Annotated in this window: 22 protein-coding genes; 14 read left to right on the plus strand and 8 right to left on the minus strand. The window is 59.8% G+C overall.

Features of this window, described 5'->3' with window-relative positions:
• Positions 1-3 precede the first annotated feature (3 nt).
• From RS75_RS07715 to RS75_RS07730, 4 genes are all read left to right on the plus strand, one after another.
• Positions 4-933 (plus strand): EAL domain-containing protein, encoded by a 930-nt coding sequence (locus tag RS75_RS07715; protein ID WP_045018966.1) that lies wholly within the window; start codon positions 4-6, stop codon positions 931-933.
• A 146-nt stretch (positions 934-1079) separates the two neighbouring features.
• Positions 1080-1391, plus strand: coding sequence for a hypothetical protein (locus tag RS75_RS07720; protein ID WP_084686591.1), 312 nt, complete (start codon positions 1080-1082; stop codon positions 1389-1391).
• 155 nt (positions 1392-1546) lie between these two features.
• Complete coding sequence (locus tag RS75_RS07725) at positions 1547-2449, plus strand: DMT family transporter (RefSeq protein WP_045018970.1); 903 nt, start codon at positions 1547-1549, stop codon at positions 2447-2449.
• Positions 2450-2892: 443 nt separating this feature from the next.
• Positions 2893-3108 (plus strand): cold-shock protein, encoded by a 216-nt coding sequence (locus RS75_RS07730; RefSeq protein WP_003494703.1) that lies wholly within the window; start codon positions 2893-2895, stop codon positions 3106-3108.
• 90 nt (positions 3109-3198) lie between these two features.
• Here the strand turns inward: RS75_RS07730 and RS75_RS07735 are convergent, their stop codons facing one another.
• Positions 3199-3843, minus strand: coding sequence for an MBL fold metallo-hydrolase (locus tag RS75_RS07735; protein WP_045018971.1), 645 nt, complete (start codon positions 3841-3843; stop codon positions 3199-3201).
• A gap of 232 nt (positions 3844-4075) precedes the next feature.
• Here RS75_RS07735 and RS75_RS07740 point away from each other — a divergent pair, with 232 nt between their 5' ends.
• From RS75_RS07740 to RS75_RS07755, 4 genes are all read left to right on the plus strand, one after another.
• Complete coding sequence (locus RS75_RS07740) at positions 4076-4681, plus strand: DUF1236 domain-containing protein (protein WP_045018972.1); 606 nt, start codon at positions 4076-4078, stop codon at positions 4679-4681.
• A 220-nt stretch (positions 4682-4901) separates the two neighbouring features.
• Positions 4902-5444, plus strand: coding sequence for a MarR family winged helix-turn-helix transcriptional regulator (locus tag RS75_RS07745; protein WP_045019191.1), 543 nt, complete (start codon positions 4902-4904; stop codon positions 5442-5444).
• 2 nt (positions 5445-5446) lie between these two features.
• Positions 5447-6160: a response regulator gene (locus RS75_RS07750; protein ID WP_045019192.1), complete on the plus strand. Its 714-nt coding sequence runs from the start codon at positions 5447-5449 to the stop codon at positions 6158-6160.
• Between the two features lie 31 nt (positions 6161-6191).
• Complete coding sequence (locus RS75_RS07755; protein ID WP_045018974.1) at positions 6192-7571, plus strand: ATP-binding protein; 1380 nt, start codon at positions 6192-6194, stop codon at positions 7569-7571.
• A gap of 80 nt (positions 7572-7651) precedes the next feature.
• Here RS75_RS07755 and RS75_RS07760 read toward each other — a convergent pair whose 3' ends face one another.
• The 4 genes from RS75_RS07760 to RS75_RS07775 all read right to left on the minus strand — a co-directional run bounded on the left by RS75_RS07760 (position 7652) and on the right by RS75_RS07775 (position 10032).
• Positions 7652-7993, minus strand: coding sequence for a tRNA-binding protein (locus RS75_RS07760; protein ID WP_045018976.1), 342 nt, complete (start codon positions 7991-7993; stop codon positions 7652-7654).
• A gap of 22 nt (positions 7994-8015) precedes the next feature.
• Positions 8016-8834, minus strand: coding sequence for a pyrroline-5-carboxylate reductase (proC, locus tag RS75_RS07765; protein WP_045018977.1), 819 nt, complete (start codon positions 8832-8834; stop codon positions 8016-8018).
• Positions 8835-8836: 2 nt separating this feature from the next.
• Positions 8837-9337, minus strand: a complete 501-nt coding sequence (locus RS75_RS07770) for a type III secretion system chaperone family protein (protein WP_006311131.1) — start codon at positions 9335-9337, stop codon at positions 8837-8839.
• A gap of 431 nt (positions 9338-9768) precedes the next feature.
• Positions 9769-10032 (minus strand): accessory factor UbiK family protein, encoded by a 264-nt coding sequence (locus RS75_RS07775; protein WP_045018979.1) that lies wholly within the window; start codon positions 10030-10032, stop codon positions 9769-9771.
• Between the two features lie 310 nt (positions 10033-10342).
• Between RS75_RS07775 and lgt the strand changes: the two genes are divergently transcribed.
• The 6 genes from lgt (at position 10343) to RS75_RS07805 (ending at position 16352) form a co-directional block, all read left to right on the plus strand.
• Complete coding sequence (lgt, locus tag RS75_RS07780; protein ID WP_045018982.1) at positions 10343-11155, plus strand: prolipoprotein diacylglyceryl transferase; 813 nt, start codon at positions 10343-10345, stop codon at positions 11153-11155.
• Between the two features lie 15 nt (positions 11156-11170).
• Positions 11171-12271, plus strand: coding sequence for a class I SAM-dependent methyltransferase (locus RS75_RS07785; RefSeq protein WP_045018984.1), 1101 nt, complete (start codon positions 11171-11173; stop codon positions 12269-12271).
• A gap of 150 nt (positions 12272-12421) precedes the next feature.
• Entirely contained in the window at positions 12422-13216 is a 795-nt protein-coding gene (gene pgeF, locus RS75_RS07790; RefSeq protein WP_045018986.1) for a peptidoglycan editing factor PgeF, read from the plus strand.
• 1 nt (position 13217) lies between these two features.
• The gene (locus RS75_RS07795) at positions 13218-14369 is read left to right on the plus strand and encodes a M24 family metallopeptidase (protein WP_045018988.1); all 1152 of its coding nucleotides are present in this window, start codon (positions 13218-13220) and stop codon (positions 14367-14369) included.
• A 90-nt stretch (positions 14370-14459) separates the two neighbouring features.
• Entirely contained in the window at positions 14460-15200 is a 741-nt protein-coding gene (locus RS75_RS07800; protein WP_045018990.1) for a hypothetical protein, read from the plus strand.
• A 219-nt stretch (positions 15201-15419) separates the two neighbouring features.
• Positions 15420-16352, plus strand: coding sequence for a ribose-phosphate pyrophosphokinase (locus RS75_RS07805; protein WP_045018991.1), 933 nt, complete (start codon positions 15420-15422; stop codon positions 16350-16352).
• Positions 16353-16662: 310 nt separating this feature from the next.
• Here the strand turns inward: RS75_RS07805 and RS75_RS07810 are convergent, their stop codons facing one another.
• Genes RS75_RS07810 through RS75_RS07820 form a run of 3 tightly spaced genes read right to left on the minus strand, consistent with a single transcriptional unit; the run spans position 16663 to position 19271 of the window.
• Complete coding sequence (locus tag RS75_RS07810) at positions 16663-17511, minus strand: phosphatase PAP2 family protein (protein ID WP_045018994.1); 849 nt, start codon at positions 17509-17511, stop codon at positions 16663-16665.
• The gene (locus RS75_RS07815; RefSeq protein ID WP_045018996.1) at positions 17501-19009 is read right to left on the minus strand and encodes an ArnT family glycosyltransferase; all 1509 of its coding nucleotides are present in this window, start codon (positions 19007-19009) and stop codon (positions 17501-17503) included. Before RS75_RS07815 ends, RS75_RS07810 begins: the two co-directional genes overlap by 11 nt.
• Positions 18984-19271, minus strand: a complete 288-nt coding sequence (locus tag RS75_RS07820) for a lipid-A-disaccharide synthase N-terminal domain-containing protein (RefSeq protein WP_045018997.1) — start codon at positions 19269-19271, stop codon at positions 18984-18986. Before RS75_RS07820 ends, RS75_RS07815 begins: the two co-directional genes overlap by 26 nt.
• Positions 19272-19287: the final 16 nt, after the last annotated feature.

A 19287-nucleotide genomic window follows, 5' to 3' on the forward strand; every position in this document is an offset into this window, starting at 1 on the left:
AAAATGGCGCCTAAAAGCATCTTTTCCAGTCTTGTCCGTGAGGTCGATGGCACATGGTCCACGGCCTACAGCACCTTCAACCTGAAATCTGCCCTGCAGCCCATCTTTCGCCGAACGATGAACGGCACACTCGACATCGATTCCTTCGAGGGTCTGGTGCGTCCCCACCGCAACGGCGAGCCGGTAACGCCGGGTGAATTTTTCTCGCTGGTGGAGCCGGACGATATCGAGAATATCGACAGCATCCTGCGCACGATCCACATTCTCAATACCGGCAGGCTCAATCGGTCCCGCGCCCGCATCTTCGTCAACTTCCATCCGGGCCTGTTCCAGACGCCGGCCAAGATGCGCCAGGAGGTAGAGCGCATGCGCCTTACCGCCCACGAGGCCGGCATGACGGCGGACCGCATCGTCTGCGAAATCTCGGAGAAAAAAGCGTCCGACACGCAGATGGTGGCCGACTTCGCCTACCATATGCATGACATCGGCTTTCGCGTGGCGCTGGATGATTATGGTGCCGGCGATTCCGACATTGACCGGGTGAAGCTCATCAAGCCCGACTATGTGAAATTCGAAGCGGGCTGGGTGCGCGATTTCATGCAGAATTCGGCGGGCGCCGCCCTTCTGCGCGTCATCGTCAGCCAGTTCCGTGACGATGGAATAGAGCCGGTGTTCGAAGGGCTGGAAACCGGCTGGCAGGTGGATATCTGCGAGGAAGTCGGCGTCCTGCTGATGCAGGGTTACGCGCTGGCAAAACCTGAACTCGCGCCGACAAGTTTCGACACACGTTTTCCGGAACTCGGCAGCGGCTATTTCTCCCCTCTGCCAAGGTCGGACAGGAGCGCAACGTCACCGGCATTTGTGCGGGAAGAACGATCCGCAGAGCCGCATACCCCGCGCCAGATCAGAACCTTTGGAAAACGCGGCCTTTGACGCCCTTTTAGAGCGAAACAGGCCCGCAACCGGCTCCGCCACAATATCGCCGCAATAAATGCTGCGGAACGCCTGAATTCGGTCTCCAAGCCGTCCATTTCGAAGCCTCTTTTGTCCTTCGACAACAGCGACAAGAGGCGATCGCCATGTTTACCAACGACAGGACTTCGGTTGAAAGGTTAAGGACGCAAAGAACGCTGTTTTCTCTCTGGATGGCAATTGCAGCCTTTCTTGTCGTCGTCACCATGGCCGCCGGGATCGCGACCTCGGCCGATGCCGCCATTCAGGCGGTCGACACCCTGCACACATCCGCCATTCCGCAGGTGGCGGCAACCTCGCAGGCAGGCGGGCACCTGCTGCTCATCGTCTTTTCGGTCGCGGCCTTCATAGGCCTCGGCATCGGTGGTCTGATACTCACCCGAAGAAGCCTGAAGGACGAGGCCCGCCGCTACAAATAAGCGGCGCTGTCCTCGACTTGCGGCGTCGGCATGTTGCTGCTAAAGCACCCGGGAAACCGTCGTCCTAAAATCGTGGTTCGACATTTCAAAAAATCCCCGAATTGCCAGGGCCGCGACGGAGTGATCCCCCTGGCCCCGCTGTGCTGGTGCCAATCATGACGCGTATTCAGGCCAATATGCTGCTTCTGCTCGCCGCAGCAATTTGGGGAGGCGGCTTCGTCGCACAATCCTCCGCCATGGCCTCGATCGGCCCGTTCTGGTTCGTCGGCCTGCGTTTCGCCATTGCCGCAATCGCCGTGGCGCCATTCGCCATGATGGAAACCCGTTCGAAAAAGTCTGCGCCGCGCCGCCAGGAAATCGGCGGCTTCATCCTCGTGGGCCTCGCGCTGTTCGGCGGCGCCACCACCCAGCAGGTCGGGCTTTTGACCACGACCGTCACCAATTCCAGCTTCCTGACCGGGCTTTACGTCATCTTCGTGCCCGTTATCGCCGTCGTCCTTTACCGGCGCCATCCCCACTGGATCATCTGGCCCTGCGCCCTGATGATGCTAGGCGGCATATTCCTGCTTTCCGGCGGTGCGTTCGAGACGCTGACACGGGGCGATATTCTCAGCATCATCTGCGCCTTCTTCTGGGCGATCCAGATCACGCTCGCTGGACGCTTTGTCTCCGAGAGCGGGCGGCCACTGGCGCTTTCCTGCACCCAGTTCGCAATTTGCTCTCTCCTGAGTTGCATGATCGGCCTTGCGGTCGAACCCATCAGCATGGCGTCCATAGAGGGATCGCTGGCGGAAATTCTCTATGTCGGCCTCGTATCTTCAGGGCTCGCCTTCGTCCTGCAGGTCGTTGCCCAGCGTTATACAACGGCGCCGCAGGCTGCGATATTTCTCTCGTCAGAGGCGCTTTTCGGCGCTTTGCTGGCGTCTGTGTTTCTGAAAGAAACCATCTCCAGCGCCGGTTATATCGGCTGCGTGATCATTTTCGTCGCCATATTGATCGTGGAACTGGTGCCGGAACTGGCGCGCAAGCGGCAGAAAACCATCGCTGGAACGACCTGAGGCGAAAGAACCGATTTTTCTCTTTTCAGGAAAAATCTCGCCCCCGCATTCAAAATTTTACCGCGAAAACCGAACGCGACCGGCAATTATTTCATCAATTACCAAATATGCAGAAAAAATGTGCGACTACGCACGTTAATTCTACCGCAGGTTTTTATCTGACAAAAAGCCCGCGAAAACTTTTGCTTGCCAATTTTCTATAAACGCAGCAATCTACCGCCGTTCGGGCAATTTGCGAGCATGGGAAGGCCTATAATTTTGCGCACCGGGGACGCTATAAACCTCGGGCGGTGGGACGAAAAACGTTGGATGAGAACGCCATTACTTCCCGCTGTGAAGGTCCTTTTTCTCAATAGTCAAGAACTGCCTGCCAACGCCCTTGCGGGGCAAAACTGTAATGCTGCCTGTAGCTGAACGCGGGCGGAGCGAAAAGGACCTGATGCATGGCCGAAACTGGCACCGTAAAATTCTTCAACACAGACAAAGGCTTCGGCTTCATCAAGCCAGACAATGGTGGCGCTGATATCTTTGTTCACATCTCTGCTGTACAGGCTTCCGGCCTGTCCGGACTTTCAGAAAATCAGAAAGTGAGCTTCGACACGGAACCGGATCGTCGCGGCAAGGGCCCGAAAGCAGTCAATCTGCAGATTGCTGGCTAACCCTATAACGACTTTCATTTCTAGTTGAAGCCCGGCAGGAATGCCGGGTTTTTTTGTGTCTGGTCGATCCGCATCATATGCGCCGGAAACTCAGATTCCCTTGAGATAGAGGTTGGTCCGCCGCTCTTCGCCCAGCCGACCTCCGGGGCCATGGCCGCAAATAAAACCGACCTCATCGCCGAGCGGCAGCAGCTTGTCGCGAATGGACGCCATCAATTGCTCATGGTTTCCGCCGGGAAGGTCCGTGCGCCCCACCGAACCGACAAACAGGACGTCGCCGACATGGGCGAATTGCTGGTCGCGATTATAATAGATGACGTGGCCAGGGGCATGGCCCGGGCAATGGTAGACCTCAAACACATGCTCCCCGAAGGAAACCCTGTCGCCCTCATTCAGCCATTTGTCCGGCAAAACGTTCTGAAGACCGCTGATGCCGTATTTTTCGGCCTGCGTCTCGATCCTCTCGAGCAGCGGCCGGTCGTCCTCATGCGGGCCGATCACCGGCAGCGAGAGCTTCTCGCGCAGTTCTTTGGCACCGCCGGCGTGGTCGAGATGGCCGTGCGTCAGCCAGATTTCCTTGAGCGTGATACCGTTTTCGGAAACCACCTGAAGAATGACATCCACATCCCCACCGGGATCGACGACGACGCCTTCCTTCGTGTCCTCATCGAAGAGAATGGTGCAGTTCTGCTCGAACGGCGTGACCGGAATAATGCCCGCCTGCAATTTTCCCATATCCCGCGTCTCCCTGTCTGACAATCTGGCCTCCTATAGCCTGCGACCGGTTCCGGCACAATGGCGACGGAAAAGGTGTTGCTTTTCAGGAACCTCAGTCATCTTTAAAAAATCGATAAAATTCAATGAGATAATGGAAATATTTCGGCCGGGATAGTGAGTTTTCCCGAAAAATGTGGAACGCCCGGGTGGCTATCACGTTTTAGTTCCAGTCTTGAAAGGAGTGAGACACATGGACAAGACGCTAAAAATGCTCATGGCTGGCGGCGCTTTCGCCCTGATGGCCGGTTTTGCAAACGCCGCCATGGTCGCCACCACCGCATCGGATGTTTCCATTCGCTCAGGCCCCGGTGAAGATTACCCCGAAGTCGGGCTTGCCACCCGCGGCAGCAATGCGGTTCTGGATGGCTGCATGGAAGGCAGCAGCTGGTGCCGCATTCAGGTCAACGGTCTGCGTGGCTGGGCGCACGCCGAGTACCTGAACGTCCTGTATGAAGGCTCTCCCGTCATTCTCGAGGAGCGCCGCACGGAACTCAGCGTGCCGGTTGTGACATACGAGAAAACGTCGAGCGTGCAGGCCGAACCCAATCCCGGCGACCCGAACCTCGGTCGTGTCGGCGATGTGGACATTACTCCACCGGAATCGGTGATAACTTACATGGATGAGCACCCTGCGGACACCATCACCTTCGATGGCGATGTGGTCGTCGGCAGCACCCTGCCCTCCGATACACGGCTCGTCGAAATTCCGGACTACCAGTATCGTTATGTCCGGGTGAACGACGTGCCGGTTCTGGTCGAACCATCGACGCACCGGATCGTCTACGTCTATCAGTAGAGGCAACCGGTATTCTCACCGTCGGATCGATGACGACGGCATCAAACCAATGAAGAGCGCGGGCTTGCCGCGCTCTTTTCTATTTGCGGTAAGGCCACTCAGGTTTCCAGTTGCACCGGCACCCGCAGCATATTATCCACCGCAACAGAAAATGATCAGCGGCATTCTCCCGAGCGGACGCATTTTCGGCTATGTTTACAGAATATTGGCGCATCGACGTATGTCAGCCGCAGAATATGAAGGAACCGCAGTGCCACCGCAATCGCTCAAAACCGCAGCCACCAGGCAGACACCGGCACTTCCGAAGCCAGCACTCCCGAAGGTTGACGACGGCAAGATCGACTTCGACACGATAGAGGCGCTGTTTTTCGCCTATCGCGATTTCGTCTCCGATCCCGATGTCATTCTTTCGAAACTGGAATATGGACGGGCGCACCACCGAGTGGTCTATTTCGTCAGCAGGCAGCCCGGCATGACGGTGGCGGATCTGCTCGACACCCTGCAGATTACCAAACAGAGCCTTGCCCGCGTACTCAAGCAATTGATCGACGACGGTTATATCCGCCAGATGGCAGGCCCCGAAGACCGCCGACAGCGCAGGCTCTATCCGACGCTGACGGGGCGCGAACTGGCGCTGGCGCTGAGCGAGCCGCAATCGCGGCGGATCGACCGCGCGCTGGAAGGGCTTGGACCCGACGCCCGCGCCTGCATCCGTCAGTTTCTGGCACAGATGCGCAGCCCGGCACCGGCGGAAGGTGAATGACGATGGCCACAGCGACGACAAAGCTTCCACCGACGGATGACGATGCTGCCCACCTGCTGATCGTCGATGACGACGCCCGCATTCGCAATCTTCTGCAACGCTTTCTGAGCGACAAGGGATACCGCATTACCGTCGCCGCAGATGCGGCCGAAGCCCGGCGCAAGATGATCGGCATCCGTTTCGACCTCCTTATTCTCGATGTCATGATGCCCGGGGAAAACGGGCTTTCGCTCACCCGCTCGCTGAACGAGAACAAGTCCGTGCCGGTCATTCTCCTGACCGCCCGCTCGGAAGCGGATTCCCGCATCGAGGGGCTGGAGGCCGGCGCGGATGATTATCTCGCCAAGCCGTTCGATCCGCGCGAGCTTGTCCTGCGCATCAACAATATCCTGCGGCGCAACACCTCGCCCGATACGCCCAAGATCGAGCAGATCATGTTCGGCCCCTACAGCTTCTCCATTCCCAAAAAGGAATTGCGACGCGGCCCTGAAACGATCCGCCTGACGGATCGCGAACAGGAGATCATGCTGCTTTTTGCGCTGCGCGCCGGCGACACCATTCCACGGCACGAACTGGTCGAAGCGGAATCGGAAGTGGGCGAAAGAACCATCGACGTGCAGATCAACCGCCTTCGCCGCAAGATCGAGGACGACCCTGCCAACCCGGTCTATCTGCAAACGGTACGCGGCATCGGCTACCGGCTGAGCGTGGACTGACACAAGCACCAACGAAAGGCGGGCTGACGGCATGGCGAGCCTCGATTTTCTGAGCACGGTTAAAAGAAGCGGCATAGCGAAGGCTTGGCGCATGTTCGGCAGATCGCTTCGCCACTGGCTGCCCACCGGGCTTTACACACGTTCACTGCTTATCATCATCCTGCCGATGATCCTGCTTCAGGGCATCGTCGCCGCCGTCTTCATGGAGCGCCACTGGCAGCTGGTGACGGAGCGCCTCTCCTCCGCCGTGACGCGCGATATCGCCGCGATCATCGAGCTTCTGCAAACCGATGAGGAAGAAGACGACTATCAGCGCGTTATCCGCATCGCCCGCGAGAAGCTGGGTCTCAGCGTCTATATCGAACCGAAGGCGGATTTACCGGCCCCCAGGCCCGAGCCATTATTTTCCATTCTGGATACGATCCTCGCCAGTCAGCTGACCCAGCAAATCGGCCGGCCGTTCTGGATCGATACCTATGGCAATGGTTCGCTGGTCGAAATCCGCGTCCAGCTTGAGGACAAGACGCTGCGCGTCTTCACCAGCCGCAGCGCGGCCTATGCCTCCAACACCCATATCTTCCTTGTCTGGATGGTTGGCGCATCGCTGGTCCTGATCGCCATTTCCATCCTGTTCCTGCGCGGACAGATCAAGCCCATCGAGGCGCTTGCCAAGGCAGCCGAGGATTTCGGCAAGGGCCAGAGGATCAGCGCCTATTCCCCACGCGGCGCGGACGAAGTGCGGCGGGCCGGTCTCGCCTTCATATTGATGCGCGAACGCATCGAGCGGCAAATGGAACAGCGCACCGCCATGCTGAACGGCGTCAGCCATGACCTGCGCACCATCCTCACCCGCTTCAAGCTGCAACTTGCCCTGGCGGGTGACAATCCGGACATCGAGGGTCTGGACAAGGATGTCGAGGACATGCAGTCGATGCTGGAGGCCTATCTCACCTTTGCCCGCACCGATGTCGAGGAGGATGTCGGCACGCTGGAGCTTCCGGAGCTTCTGGAAAAAATCGACCATGATTTCGAGTTGCACGGCAAGAAATTCAGCTACGAGCTTTATAATATCGAACGGATCATCGCGCGTCCCAACGCCCTCTCCCGCCTCGTCGCCAATCTGGCGGAGAATGCACGGCGCTATGCCGGCAAACTCCATGTCGACATCCGCAAGGCGCCGCGCTCCATCGTCATGACCTTCGATGATGACGGGCCGGGCATTCCGGAAACGGCACGGGAAGATGTCTTCAAGCCGTTCTTCCGGCTGGACGAGGCGCGCAACCTAAACGCCTCGGGCACGGGGCTCGGCCTCTCCATCGTCCGCGACATCGCCCGCAGTCATGGCGGCGACGTGTCGCTGCACGACAGCCCGATGGGCGGATTGCGGGTGGTCGTGAAAATACCGGCGTAGAACACCGGACCGGAAGCGTAGCGCAGTCTTCGGAAAATCCGGTATTCAAACCAAAAGGTAGAGCGGAAAGAGGTGCTCTCTCAGCACATCTTCTCGCCGTTCGGCACCGGCCGCTCGACGGCGGCAAGCACGATGTCGCCGTTGCCGTCGGCAAAACCCAGCGTCAGAACCTCGGAACGGAACGGGCCGATCTGACGCGGCGGAAAATTCACCACGCCCAGCACTTGCCGACCGACAAGGCTTTCCGGCGTATAATGCACCGTGATTTGCGCCGAAGATTTCTTGATGCCGATCTCCGGTCCGAAATCGATCTTCACCTTGATTGCAGGCTTGCGCGCTTCCGGAAAAGGCTCCGCTTCGACAATAGTGCCGACGCGAATATCGACCTTCTCGAAATCGGCATAGGAAATTTCACCGCTCATGTCCCGCTCCTGCCAACCCGCTTCAACCAGCCAGTTCTTCGGCGCGTTTTTTCGCCGCAGCGATCGCCTTGTCGAACAGGGGCTGCATGCCGTCTTCGGCCATCAGCACTGAAAGTGCGGCGGCCGTCGTGCCGCCCGGTGAGGTCACGTTCTGGCGCAGGCGCGCCGCCTCGTCTGGGGACTGATGCAGCAGCTCGCCCGCACCGGCCACGGTTTCGCGCGCCAGGCGCATGGCTATGTCAGCCGGCAGACCCGCCTTGCGGCCGGCTTCCGCCATGCATTCCACCAGATAGAAAACATAGGCCGGGCCACTTCCCGAAACCGCTGTCACCGCGTCGATATCGCTTTCGGTTTCCACCCATTCGACCGGACCGCTGACCTTCAGCAACCCGTCCACCACGGCTTTGAGCGCCGGCGTCACCAACTCATTGGCATAGGCCCCCGTCACACCGCGACCCACCATGGCGGGTGTGTTCGGCATCGCCCGTACGGCGGCAACCGCACCGAAATGCGAGAGGAAAGTCCCGATGGTGGTACCGGCCGCGATCGAAACGACGACGGTATCTGAACCCAGCAAGGGCTTGAGAGAAGGCAGTACGGCCTCCATCATCTGCGGCTTTACCGCCACGAAAAGAATGCCAGCCTTGACGCCAGCAGGCACGCTTTCGCTATGCATGGCGCCGGCCTCCGCAATCGTCGCGCGCATGGCATCGGAGGGACGCGGATCGATAACGACCACCTGCGATCCCGCCACGCCTTTTTTCAGCCAGCCCGAAAGCAGAGCGCCGCCCATATTGCCCGCTCCCACGAGGACGAGCGGACCGGAAGCCTTGTAGACCATGCTCAAGCTTCTCCGACGGTCTCGAACATGACCGCTTCAATTGCACTTTTCGCATCCAGTCCCGACCAGACGACGAACTGGAATGCCTGATAATATTGTTCGCAAGCCTCAAGCGCGCTGGAAAGCAGCACTTCCACCTGCTGGTTGTTCGGTTCGGCGCCACCAGCCAGAAGCAGGGACTGGCGGAAGATCACCACGTCTTCCTGCCGCCACAGATCGAAGTGACCCATCAGCACCTGGCCGTTGACCTGCGACAGCAGGCGAATGACTTCATTGACGCGCTGGTCGGGCACCTTGATGTCGAAGGCACAGGCCAGATGCAGCGCCTCGAAGTCTTCCATCCACGAAAAGGAAACGTGATAATCGGCCCAATGGCCAGCCACCGTCATGGCGATCTCGTCTTCGCCGGAACGCTCGAACGACCAGTCGTTCGAGGCGGCGACAATCTCGATCATGTCCACGGGATTGGACTGGCGCTCAATTTCAAATTCTATCAGGCTCATGCGGCACCTTCTCATCCGGTATGGATGTTCTGTTTTGAACGCCGGGCACAAAACGCACACACAAACCGGATTCAATACTTGAGACGATTGCCCGACACCAACAGAGTTAACACATTCACCCTGTGTGGAGCTTACCAGGTTCGTTTCGAATCATCATTTAAAATCAGTGTATAATGGCCGAGTCCTGCTGCCACCCCTCAGGCGCCATTTTTGCTTTTTGAGCAGTGGATATCTTCTCCCCCATCACCTCAGGCGAGATACATAACCGACTCTGGCAATTGCGTTTTTTGGCAGTGTCCACAGGCCTCAAAAAATTAACGATAGAGGCCGATCCGGATCGACCGGGAATAATTTCGGGCCACATGACCCACAAACAAAAAGTCCCGGAATCGCAAGCGATCCGGGACCGGTCAGGAAAAAGCGCTACAGAATCAGTCCTTGGCGGCCGAAAGCTTCGCTTCCAGAGCCTCGATGCGGGCGCGCAGCGCATCGTTTTCATCGCGCGCCTTGATGGCCATTTCGCGCACGGCCTCGAATTCCTCGCGGCGTACCACGTCCAGACTGTTCAGCCAGCGGTCCGTCTGCGCATGAAAGGCCGCTTCCGCTTCCTTGCGCACGCCCTGCGCCGCGCCCGCCGCATCGGTCATCAGCTTGGCGAATTCATCCAGAATACGATTGGTGCCTGTCGTGCTCATGGCGCTGTTCCTTCGTCGGTTCAGGGAGCATTCCTTCCCTGCTGTTGATGCCTTTCAGGTAGGCACTCGACAGCCGCCTTGCAAGCGAAATCGAAAAATCGCAAGCCGTGGCGATGGCCTTCCGCGTCTCGAAGCCCCTCCCAAAGAATCACCTTGACCGCCGCTGCGGCAATCGCCATTTTCCTTGGCGTCAGGGAGACCGGTGAGCATCATCGCCCGGCCCCTTTGAGGCAATGGATCATTCCGTTGTCCGCCCAGCAACGATGACGGAATATACGGATTGTTAGCCGCTCCCACCCAACTTGCCATCATGCCATTTCCGAACATCGATCCGATTGCCCTGTCCATCGGGCCCTTGGCGATCCACTGGTATGGCATCGCCTATGTCGCCGGTATCATGCTCGGCTGGTTTTATGCCCGCCGCCTTACGCTGACGGCTCGCCTTTGGCCAAACGATACGTCCCCGATCTCTGTGCAGCATCTTGACGATTTCATCCTGTGGGCGGCCGGCGGCATCGTGCTTGGCGGGCGTATCGGCTACATCCTGTTTTACGATCTTGGCGCCGTCGCCGCCAATCCCATAAGGGCGCTCGAAATATGGAACGGCGGCATGTCGTTCCATGGCGGACTGATCGGCACGACCGCCGCCATGATCCTCTTTGCCCGCAAGAACGGCATCCCGGTCTGGAGCATGTTCGACGTCGTCGCAGCCGTCGCGCCCATCGGCCTGCTGTTCGGCCGCATCGCCAATTTCATCAATGGCGAATTGTGGGGCCGTATCGCCGACGTTCCCTGGGCGGTCGTGTTCCCGACCGGCGGTCCGTTTGCGCGACACCCGAGCCAGCTTTACGAAGCGGGCCTCGAAGGCGTCGTGCTCGTCGCCATTCTGGCGGTGGCCATCTACGCCTTCAAGGCGCTGAAAACACCCGGCATCGTCACCGGCATCTTCGTCTGCGGTTATGCGCTGTCGCGTATCTTCGTGGAATTCTTCCGTGAGCCGGATGCCCAGATCGGTTATCTCGCCGGCAACTGGCTGACCATGGGCATGGTGCTCTCGACGCCGATGTTCCTTCTGGGCCTCTGGGCGGTCCTGCGTGCACGCCGCACGAAACAAAGCGCCTAAGCGGTATGACCTGCCATGACGACACCGCTTGCGCAACGCATCAAATCCCTTATCCGGCTCAACGGTCCGCTCAGCGTCACCGATTTCTTCTCGCTTTGCCTCGCCGATCCTGAGCACGGTTATTACCGGAGCAGAGAACCCTTCGGCCGTTCGGGCGATTTCATCACCGCGCCGGAGGTCAGCCAGCTTTTCGGCGAAATGCTCGGCGTTTTCGTGGTCCATGCCTGGCAGCGGCACGGCGCGCCCACAGAGACCCGGCTGGTGGAAATCGGTCCCGGCCGCGGCACCATGATGTCCGACATGCTGCGTGTCATCCGCCGCATCGCCCCGCCTCTTTACGAGACGATGCGGGTGCATCTGGTGGAGACCAGCCCTCGCCTTTCGACCATCCAGAAAGAAACGCTCGCCCCGCATGGCGGCCGGCTGGCGTGGCACGAAAGTTTCGATGATGTGCCGGAAGGTTTCCTGCTTGTCGTCGCCAACGAGCTTTTCGACGCCATCCCCATCCGGCAATTCGTCAGGACGCCGCAGGGTTTTCGCGAACGCGTCGTCAGCCTCGATGCAAATGGCGAACTCGTCTTCTCGACGGGGCTTGCCAGCATCGATCCGTCACTGCTGCCGCCCCTGCCCGAGCAGCAGCCGCTGGGCACCATATTCGAGATTTCACCCGCCCGTGAGGCCGTGATGACGGCTATCTGCCAGCGCCTGTCCGCATATGGCGGCACGGCGCTCGCCATCGATTACGGCCATCTGGTCGCCGGATTTGGCGACACATTGCAGGCCATGCGCGACCACGCCTTCGACCCGCCGCTTGCGCATCCAGGGCAAGCCGATCTGACCAGTCATGTCGATTTCGAAAGCCTCGTCAGGACAGCCGAGGCAACCGGCGTGCACGTCAATGGCACCCTGCGGCAAGGCGACTTTCTCTATGGTCTCGGCCTCAAGGAGCGGGCAGCCGCTCTTGCCGCCAAGGCGACACCCGACCAGACGCTTGAAATCGCCGAAGCAGTCAACCGCCTCGCCGGCGAAGGAGCCGGCAAGATGGGGGAACTTTTCAAGGTCATCGCCGTTTCAAGTCCCGCACTCCATCTCCTGCCGTTTCGCACGGTGGATTGACAGTGCAATCACCTCTGGGCCAACATCGGCCCCAGAACGAAGCAGACGCACTGCATCAGACAAACGTCGCGCAACGCCGCGGCACCAGGAAACATCTTGCTTAACGCATCCCACTGGCAACAGCGACATTCTCCAAGGAACTCCCGCACCATGCAGAACGAAACGCTGCCGCTCCCGATCCAGAGCCCCCTGCTCGCCGCCTTGAGTGAAAACCGCGTCCGCCACGGTTTTTTCACCCGGCAGGGCGGTGTCTCGCAGGGGCTTTACGAGGGCCTCAATGTCGGCCTTGGCTCGAAAGACGAACCGGAGCTGGTGCATGAAAACCGCCGTCGCGTCACGCAATGGTTCGGTGTTTCGGCAGAACGCCTTGCCACCGTGCACCAGATCCATTCCCCCGACGTGCTCGTGGTCGATGAAAGCTATGACGGCAGCCGCCCGCAGGCCGATGCGATGGTGACGGCGACGCCGGGTTTCGTGCTCGGCGTGCTGAGCGCCGATTGCGGCCCGATTCTTTTTGCTGACGCCGAAGCGGGCGTTGTTGGTGCCGCCCATGCCGGCTGGAAGGGCGCATTGTTCGGCGTGCTCGAAAACACCATCGAGACCATGAGGAAACTGGGCGCCAATCGCGAACGCATCACAGCCTCGCTCGGCCCCTCCATCAGTCAGGCCAATTATGAAGTCGGGCCGGAATATGTGGCGCGCTTCACCGATTTCGATCCCGCCTATGCGGCCTATTTCACCGCCTCTGACAAAGGCGGACATGCGCTGTTCGACCTCAAGCAATTTACGGTGGATCGTCTGGTCAACGCGGGCGTGAGGGCGGAAAACCTCGGCCTCTGCACCTATCCCGACGAGGACCGCTTCTACTCCTACCGCCGCACGACCCACCGGGCCGAACCCGATTATGGGCGGCAGATTTCCGCAATCGCAATTCTGGAGGACTGACATGGCCCTGCATTTCGAGCTTTCGGAATTCGATGCCCGCCGCGAACGGCTGATTGCCAAAATGACCGAGGAGAAGCTGGACGCCATTCTGCTTTTCGCCCAGGAGAGCATGTACTGGCTGACCGGTTACGACACGTTTGGCTACTGCTTCTTCCAGACGCTGGTGGTCAAATCGGACGGCTCCATGACGCTTCTAACCCGTTCGGCGGACATGCGGCAGGCCCGTAACACCTCGACGATCGACAATATTCTCATCTGGGTCGACCGGCCCAATGCCGACCCGACGCTCGATCTTAAAAACCTCCTCAGCGATCTCGATCTCCTGGGTGCCAAGATCGGCGTGGAATACGACACCCACGGCATGACCGGACGCGTCGCCCGCCTGCTGGATAATCAGCTCGCCAGCTTCTGCCAGATGATCGACGCCTCCTATCTGGTCAGCAACCTGCGCCTCACCAAAAGCCCCGCCGAGATCGCTTATGCGAAGAATGCAGGCAGGCTCGCCGACGATGCTCTGGACGCGGCTTTGGAACTCATCAAGCCGGGCGCGGACGAAGCCGCGATATTGGCGGCGATGCAGGGTGCGGTTCTGGCCGGCGGCGGCGATTATCCCGCCAATGAATTCATCATCGGTTCCGGCGCAGATGCGCTGCTGTGCCGTTACAAGGCCGGTCGCCGCAGGCTGGATGCCAAGGATCAGCTGACGCTGGAATGGGCCGGTGTCAGCGCCCATTACCATGCCGCGATGATGCGCACGGTGGTGATCGGCGAACAGGATTTCCGCCAGAAGGAGCTTTACAGCGCCTGCCTGCAAAACCTCACCGCCATCGAGGACGTTTTGCAGCCGGGCAAGACCTTCGGCGATGTCTTCGACGTGCATGCCCGCGTCATGGACGAACGCGGCTTGACCCGCCACCGGCTGAACTCCTGTGGTTATTCGCTGGGCGCGCGTTTCTCCCCGTCTTGGATGGAGCATCAGATGTTCCACGCCGGCAATCCGCAGGAGATCACACGCGACATGACGCTGTTCGTGCACATGATCGTGATGGATTCCGATTCCGGCACAGCCATGACACTCGGCCGGACCTATCTGACCACGGACGGCGCGCCGGAGCCGCTCTCCCGTCACAGCCTCGATCTTCTCACAGCTTAAATCGCCACCGGGTTTGACAGAGCGGGAAAACCAGCCCTACATTGCCGCCACCTTGGGCAAGAAGGAGCGGGACATGAGAGAGAACATCGCATGAGCCGGACGGGGTTTTTCCTCGTCATTCCGGCGCTGGTGCTGGCCCTGTCGGCCTGCAACACCACGGAGGCGCTGACGCCGCAGGTGAATGTAGGTCACAATGGCTCGCAATCGACACCGGTGACGCAGGGCGATCTCGACCAGATGGCCGCCGCAGCCGACCGCGCGCCTGCGGGCGCGCCGGCAACCGCATCTTCCGTGCCCGCCTATGCGCCGCAGAACTCCTTGCAGGCGCAGGCACAGGCGCTTTCCAACGGCAACCAGTATGGCGAGCCGCTTGGCCAGAACCAGTCTCCCGGCCAATCCCGCTCCCCCGGCAACAGTCAGCCGCCGCCCTCGCAGCAGACGGCTGCACTTGCGCCTGCCGCTTCCGGCAATTCCATCCGCTTCCTGCCGATCATCGGCGCGCCCGTTCAGGCCGTCACGCCGCTTTCGCGGCAACTGGGTGCCGAAGCGCGGGCAAAGGGTCTGACCATCCGCGCCTCCAACGACAATTCGGCCGACAACATCCTGAAAGGATATTTCTCCGCCTTCGCCGATGGCGGCAAGGTCAATGTCGTTTACGTCTGGGACATTCTGGATGCCAATGGAACCAGGCTTCACCGCCTGCAGGGACAGGAAGCGGTGGCCGCCAAAGGCAGCGATCCATGGGCCGCCGTGACCGACAGGGTCATGCAGGATATCGCCGCAAAAACACTCAACGAGTATTCGTCATGGAAGCAGTCTCACAGGGGATGAGATGAAACGACGGGAGAAGTCACAGAGATTTCATGAAAATCATTGCGAAAGCACTGAGTCCTCTTGCAATCGGAAGCAACAACGCTATTAAGGCGCGCATGGCAACAAGGTGTGTCCGGCAAAGGTTTTGCAGCCGGACGTTCCTCCCCTTGAACGACGCTTGGTTACGGCAACACTTTCCCGTGGCGCAAGGCGATTGCATGGAAACAGGCGGCCGCAATGAAGGTTTTCGCAGGCAATTCGAACCGGCACCTTGCCGAAGCGATCTGCAAGTATCTCAACGTACCTCTCGGAAATGCCACCGTAAAGCGGTTTGCTGACCAGGAAATTTTCGTAGAAATCAGTGAAAACGTGCGCGGCGAGGACGTTTTTCTCGTCCAGTCCACATCGTTTCCGGCAAACGATCATCTGATGGAACTGCTCATCATGATCGATGCCATGCGCCGCTCCTCGGCAAAGCGCATCACGGCGGTGCTCCCCTATTTCGGTTACGCCCGTCAGGACCGCAAGGCAGGCCCCCGCACACCGATTTCCGCCAAACTCGTCGCCAATCTGATCACCGAAGCCGGTGCTGACCGCGTATTGACGCTCGATCTTCATGCCGGTCAGATCCAGGGCTTTTTCGATATTCCGACAGACAACCTCTTCGCAGCCCCCATTCTGGCCCGCGATATCAAGGACCACTACGACACCAACAACGTCATGGTCGTTTCGCCTGATGTCGGCGGCGTGGTCCGCGCCCGCGCCCTGTCGAAGCGTCTGGACTGTCTGCTGGCAATCGTCGACAAACGCCGCGATCGTCCGGGCGAATCCGAAGTCATGAACGTCATCGGCGATGTTTCCGGAAAAGATTGCATCCTGATCGACGATATCATCGATTCCGGCGGCACGCTCTGCAACGCGGCGGAAGCACTGCTGAAAAAGGGCGCGACCAGCGTCACCGCCTATATCACGCATGGTGTGCTTTCCGGCGGCGCGGTTGCCCGCGTGGCCTCCTCGAAGCTGCGCGAACTCGTCATCACCGACAGCATCCAGCCCACTACCGGCGTCCAGTCCGCACACAATATCCGCGTGATCAGCACGGCCGGCCTTCTGGGCGAGGCGATCAACCGCACCGCGCAGGAACAGTCGGTTTCCGGCCTGTTCGACTGATACGCCCTCGGTCCCGTTTATCCAACCGGGAACCGGGATCGATTATGGACGGGAGAAATGCGCGGCCGGGCAAACGGAGGCGCATTTTCAAGCTCGGTCTGCCGGACGCAGGTGCCGGATGGCGGCAAAATCCGAAAACCACTCCTCCGTCATCCTCGGGCCTGTCCCGAGGATCTGCAACGTCTTGATTTTATCGGCGTGTTTAGATCCTTGGGACAAGCCCAAGGATGACGTCGAGATAATTCGCAACGTTCGCCATCAAATTCTAACCATATGGGGCCGCATCAGCCGCAACGCGCTTAACTGCGGCTCAGGAAGACGCCGCGCCCGCATCCGGAGGCCGTTGCAGGCGTGTGGCCGCAGCCTTGATTTTCGGCCACCAGCGCCGAACACGGGCGCGGACAGCATGGCTGCCATTGCGCCACAGGCTGGTCGCATCGGCCGTAACGGCATCGCCGGTGAAGAGCTGACGGTGACGGGCAATCGCCAGCACCCGATAAAGAAACAGCGTCGTCAGCGCGGAAAATAGTACCGACATCACCACATCACTCAGGAAATGCCCGCCGGCGGCAATACGCAGGCCCGACATGAGGATGATGGCTCCGGCGGTGGTGCCGCCGATGACAAGACGCCCGCCCCATTGCAGGCGGTGCCAGACAAGCGCGCAAAGCGGCAGGAAAAAACTGGCTATGAGCGCCGTTTCCCCGGAGGAAAACGAACAGTTCGAATAACATTGCGTGCTGAACTGGAAAGGCGGCGTGAAAAGCTGATGCCCGCCGAAATCGCTGACGCTGAATGGCCGGGCGCGCCCGACATTGGCCTTCAGCACCCCGTTCACCAGAAGTCCGGCACACAAAACCACAGGTCCACAGAGGAAGGCCCAGACACGCCAGCCGGTGCGTTGCAAGGAGCCGAGCCGGAGGTTGCCGATCAGGAGGATGAAGGCCAGAAGAGTTGCCAGTTCCGTTCCCTCGCGCAACGTATCCCGCAACCACTCGGGAAGCGGCTCGCGGCCGGACCACAGGTTCCCATCAGGAGAAAAGAACAACGCGGAAAAGCCAAGATCGATGGACGGGAAGGTCGCGAACAGGATGACCAGCGCCAATGTGGCCAATGTCACCCAGATCGTGATCCGCATATGCGAAAGATCATTGTCCATTGGCCGCCCCTGGAATGCATTGCGACGGCAGCCGCCAGATCCCGATTTCCTTGCCTTCCAGAAAGCCCGGCCCGGCGACCCAGCGCGAAAGCGGCGTCTCGCCGGCAAGGCAAGACGGCAGGCCATCAGCAGTTGCCAGAAACACGGGATTTGTCGCCTCGCCGGATTCTAGCGGGTAGAGCAGTGCATAGTGGCTGGAAGGGACGCCGGTTTCGGGCAGCGCGCGCAGCATGATCCGCTTCTCGTCCCGCAGCTGGTAGAAAAGCTCGGCCAGAATGGAGCGATCGGAAGCAACGATAGCATCCGCTCCAACCTCTCGTGCCCGTGCGAAGCCGGTCGACACCAGCTCCGAGCGGCCAAGATAACGCTTCATCGCCAGTTCGCCGCTCGGCAGGCGCAATTCCGTTCCGGCGATCGTCATCAGCGGCAGCGCGATAGCGACGATACCGCCGAGCACAAGGGTGGAAACGGTGAGCCAGCGCCGGGATGCCAGGACCGGCACCGCCAGAAGCACACCCGCCGCATAGGCCCCCACCGCCCAGTTGGCGAGCGCCCGCGACATCAACCCCTGTGCGGTAATCAGAAGCACGATCGGCACAGAAAGGGCGACCAGCGCCCGGGTTTCGGCGGTTTTCGCCCGGAACGTCGCAATGATCATGCCGACGAAAACGAACGGCCCGACAACGCCCGCCTGCGAGAAGAAAAACTCGAGCGCCGGACCGATTTTCAGCTGAATGCCATGCCAATTCGCATTATCCGCCGTGTGGCGCGCGGTCATGAAATCATGCGCAGCGTTCCACCACAGATTGGGAGCGATGACGGCGGCGCAGACAAGAGCCGCGATACCGGCATCACGCCAACGGATGCGCCAGCCCACGCAAAGCCATCCAGCGGCGATGAAGCAGGGCAGAAAATAGATCATCGCATATTTCGACATCAGCCCGAGGCCGAAACAGAGACCGAGCGCGATACTCCAGAGCGTCGCAGATGTGCCGGCGGCGCGCGCCTGCGCCAGTTTGCGCGCACAGATCATCGACAGCACGATGAACAGCATCATCGGCGTATCGGTCGAGATCAACAGGCTGCCGAGCGTCACGGCGGGCAGCGTCAGATAGACGACAGCGGCCAGCGAAGCGAGTTTTGCATCGTATATCATGCGCCCAAGCGCAAGAATCCCCGCTGCCGCCACACCATGAATGATCGGTGCGGCCAGCCGCACATCGAAGGTGCTCTCGCCGCCGCTCAGAATGCTGGCAGCGCGAATGATCCAGCCGATCAGCGGCGGCTTGGAATAGGCGCCGAACGCCATCTCGCGGCCCCACAGCCAATATTGCGCCTCATCGACGAAAAGATCGGTGCGGTTGAAGGCAAGCCCGAGGACGCGCAGCACCGTGACGAGCACGATTGCCGCAAGCGCAAGCGTCATCCATTGCCGCTGCTCGCTCGCCTGCGCATGGGGCAGGACTGCGCCCTCATGCATGCTGGCGGCGTTCTGCATGGATCAGCCAGAGATTTCGGGCATAAATGAAGAGGCCGGATGCCTGCCCCATAATGAAAACCGGATCGCGACGCCAGATCGCGTATAACAGCAGCACCAGACCGCCGCCGAGGGAAAAATACCAGAAGGCCACGGGAATGACCGAACGGTTCGCCCGTTCCGACGAAATCCACTGAACCAGAAAACGCATGGTGAACAACATCTGGCCCATGAAGCCGGTGCAGACCCACAGAAATTCCTTCCAGCTGCTCACATGCAGCATGGACCATAAGGCCGGT

Origin of the sequence: Rhizobium nepotum 39/7, assembly GCF_000949865.1 — a bacterium.
Lineage (GTDB): Bacteria > Pseudomonadota > Alphaproteobacteria > Rhizobiales > Rhizobiaceae > Agrobacterium > Agrobacterium nepotum.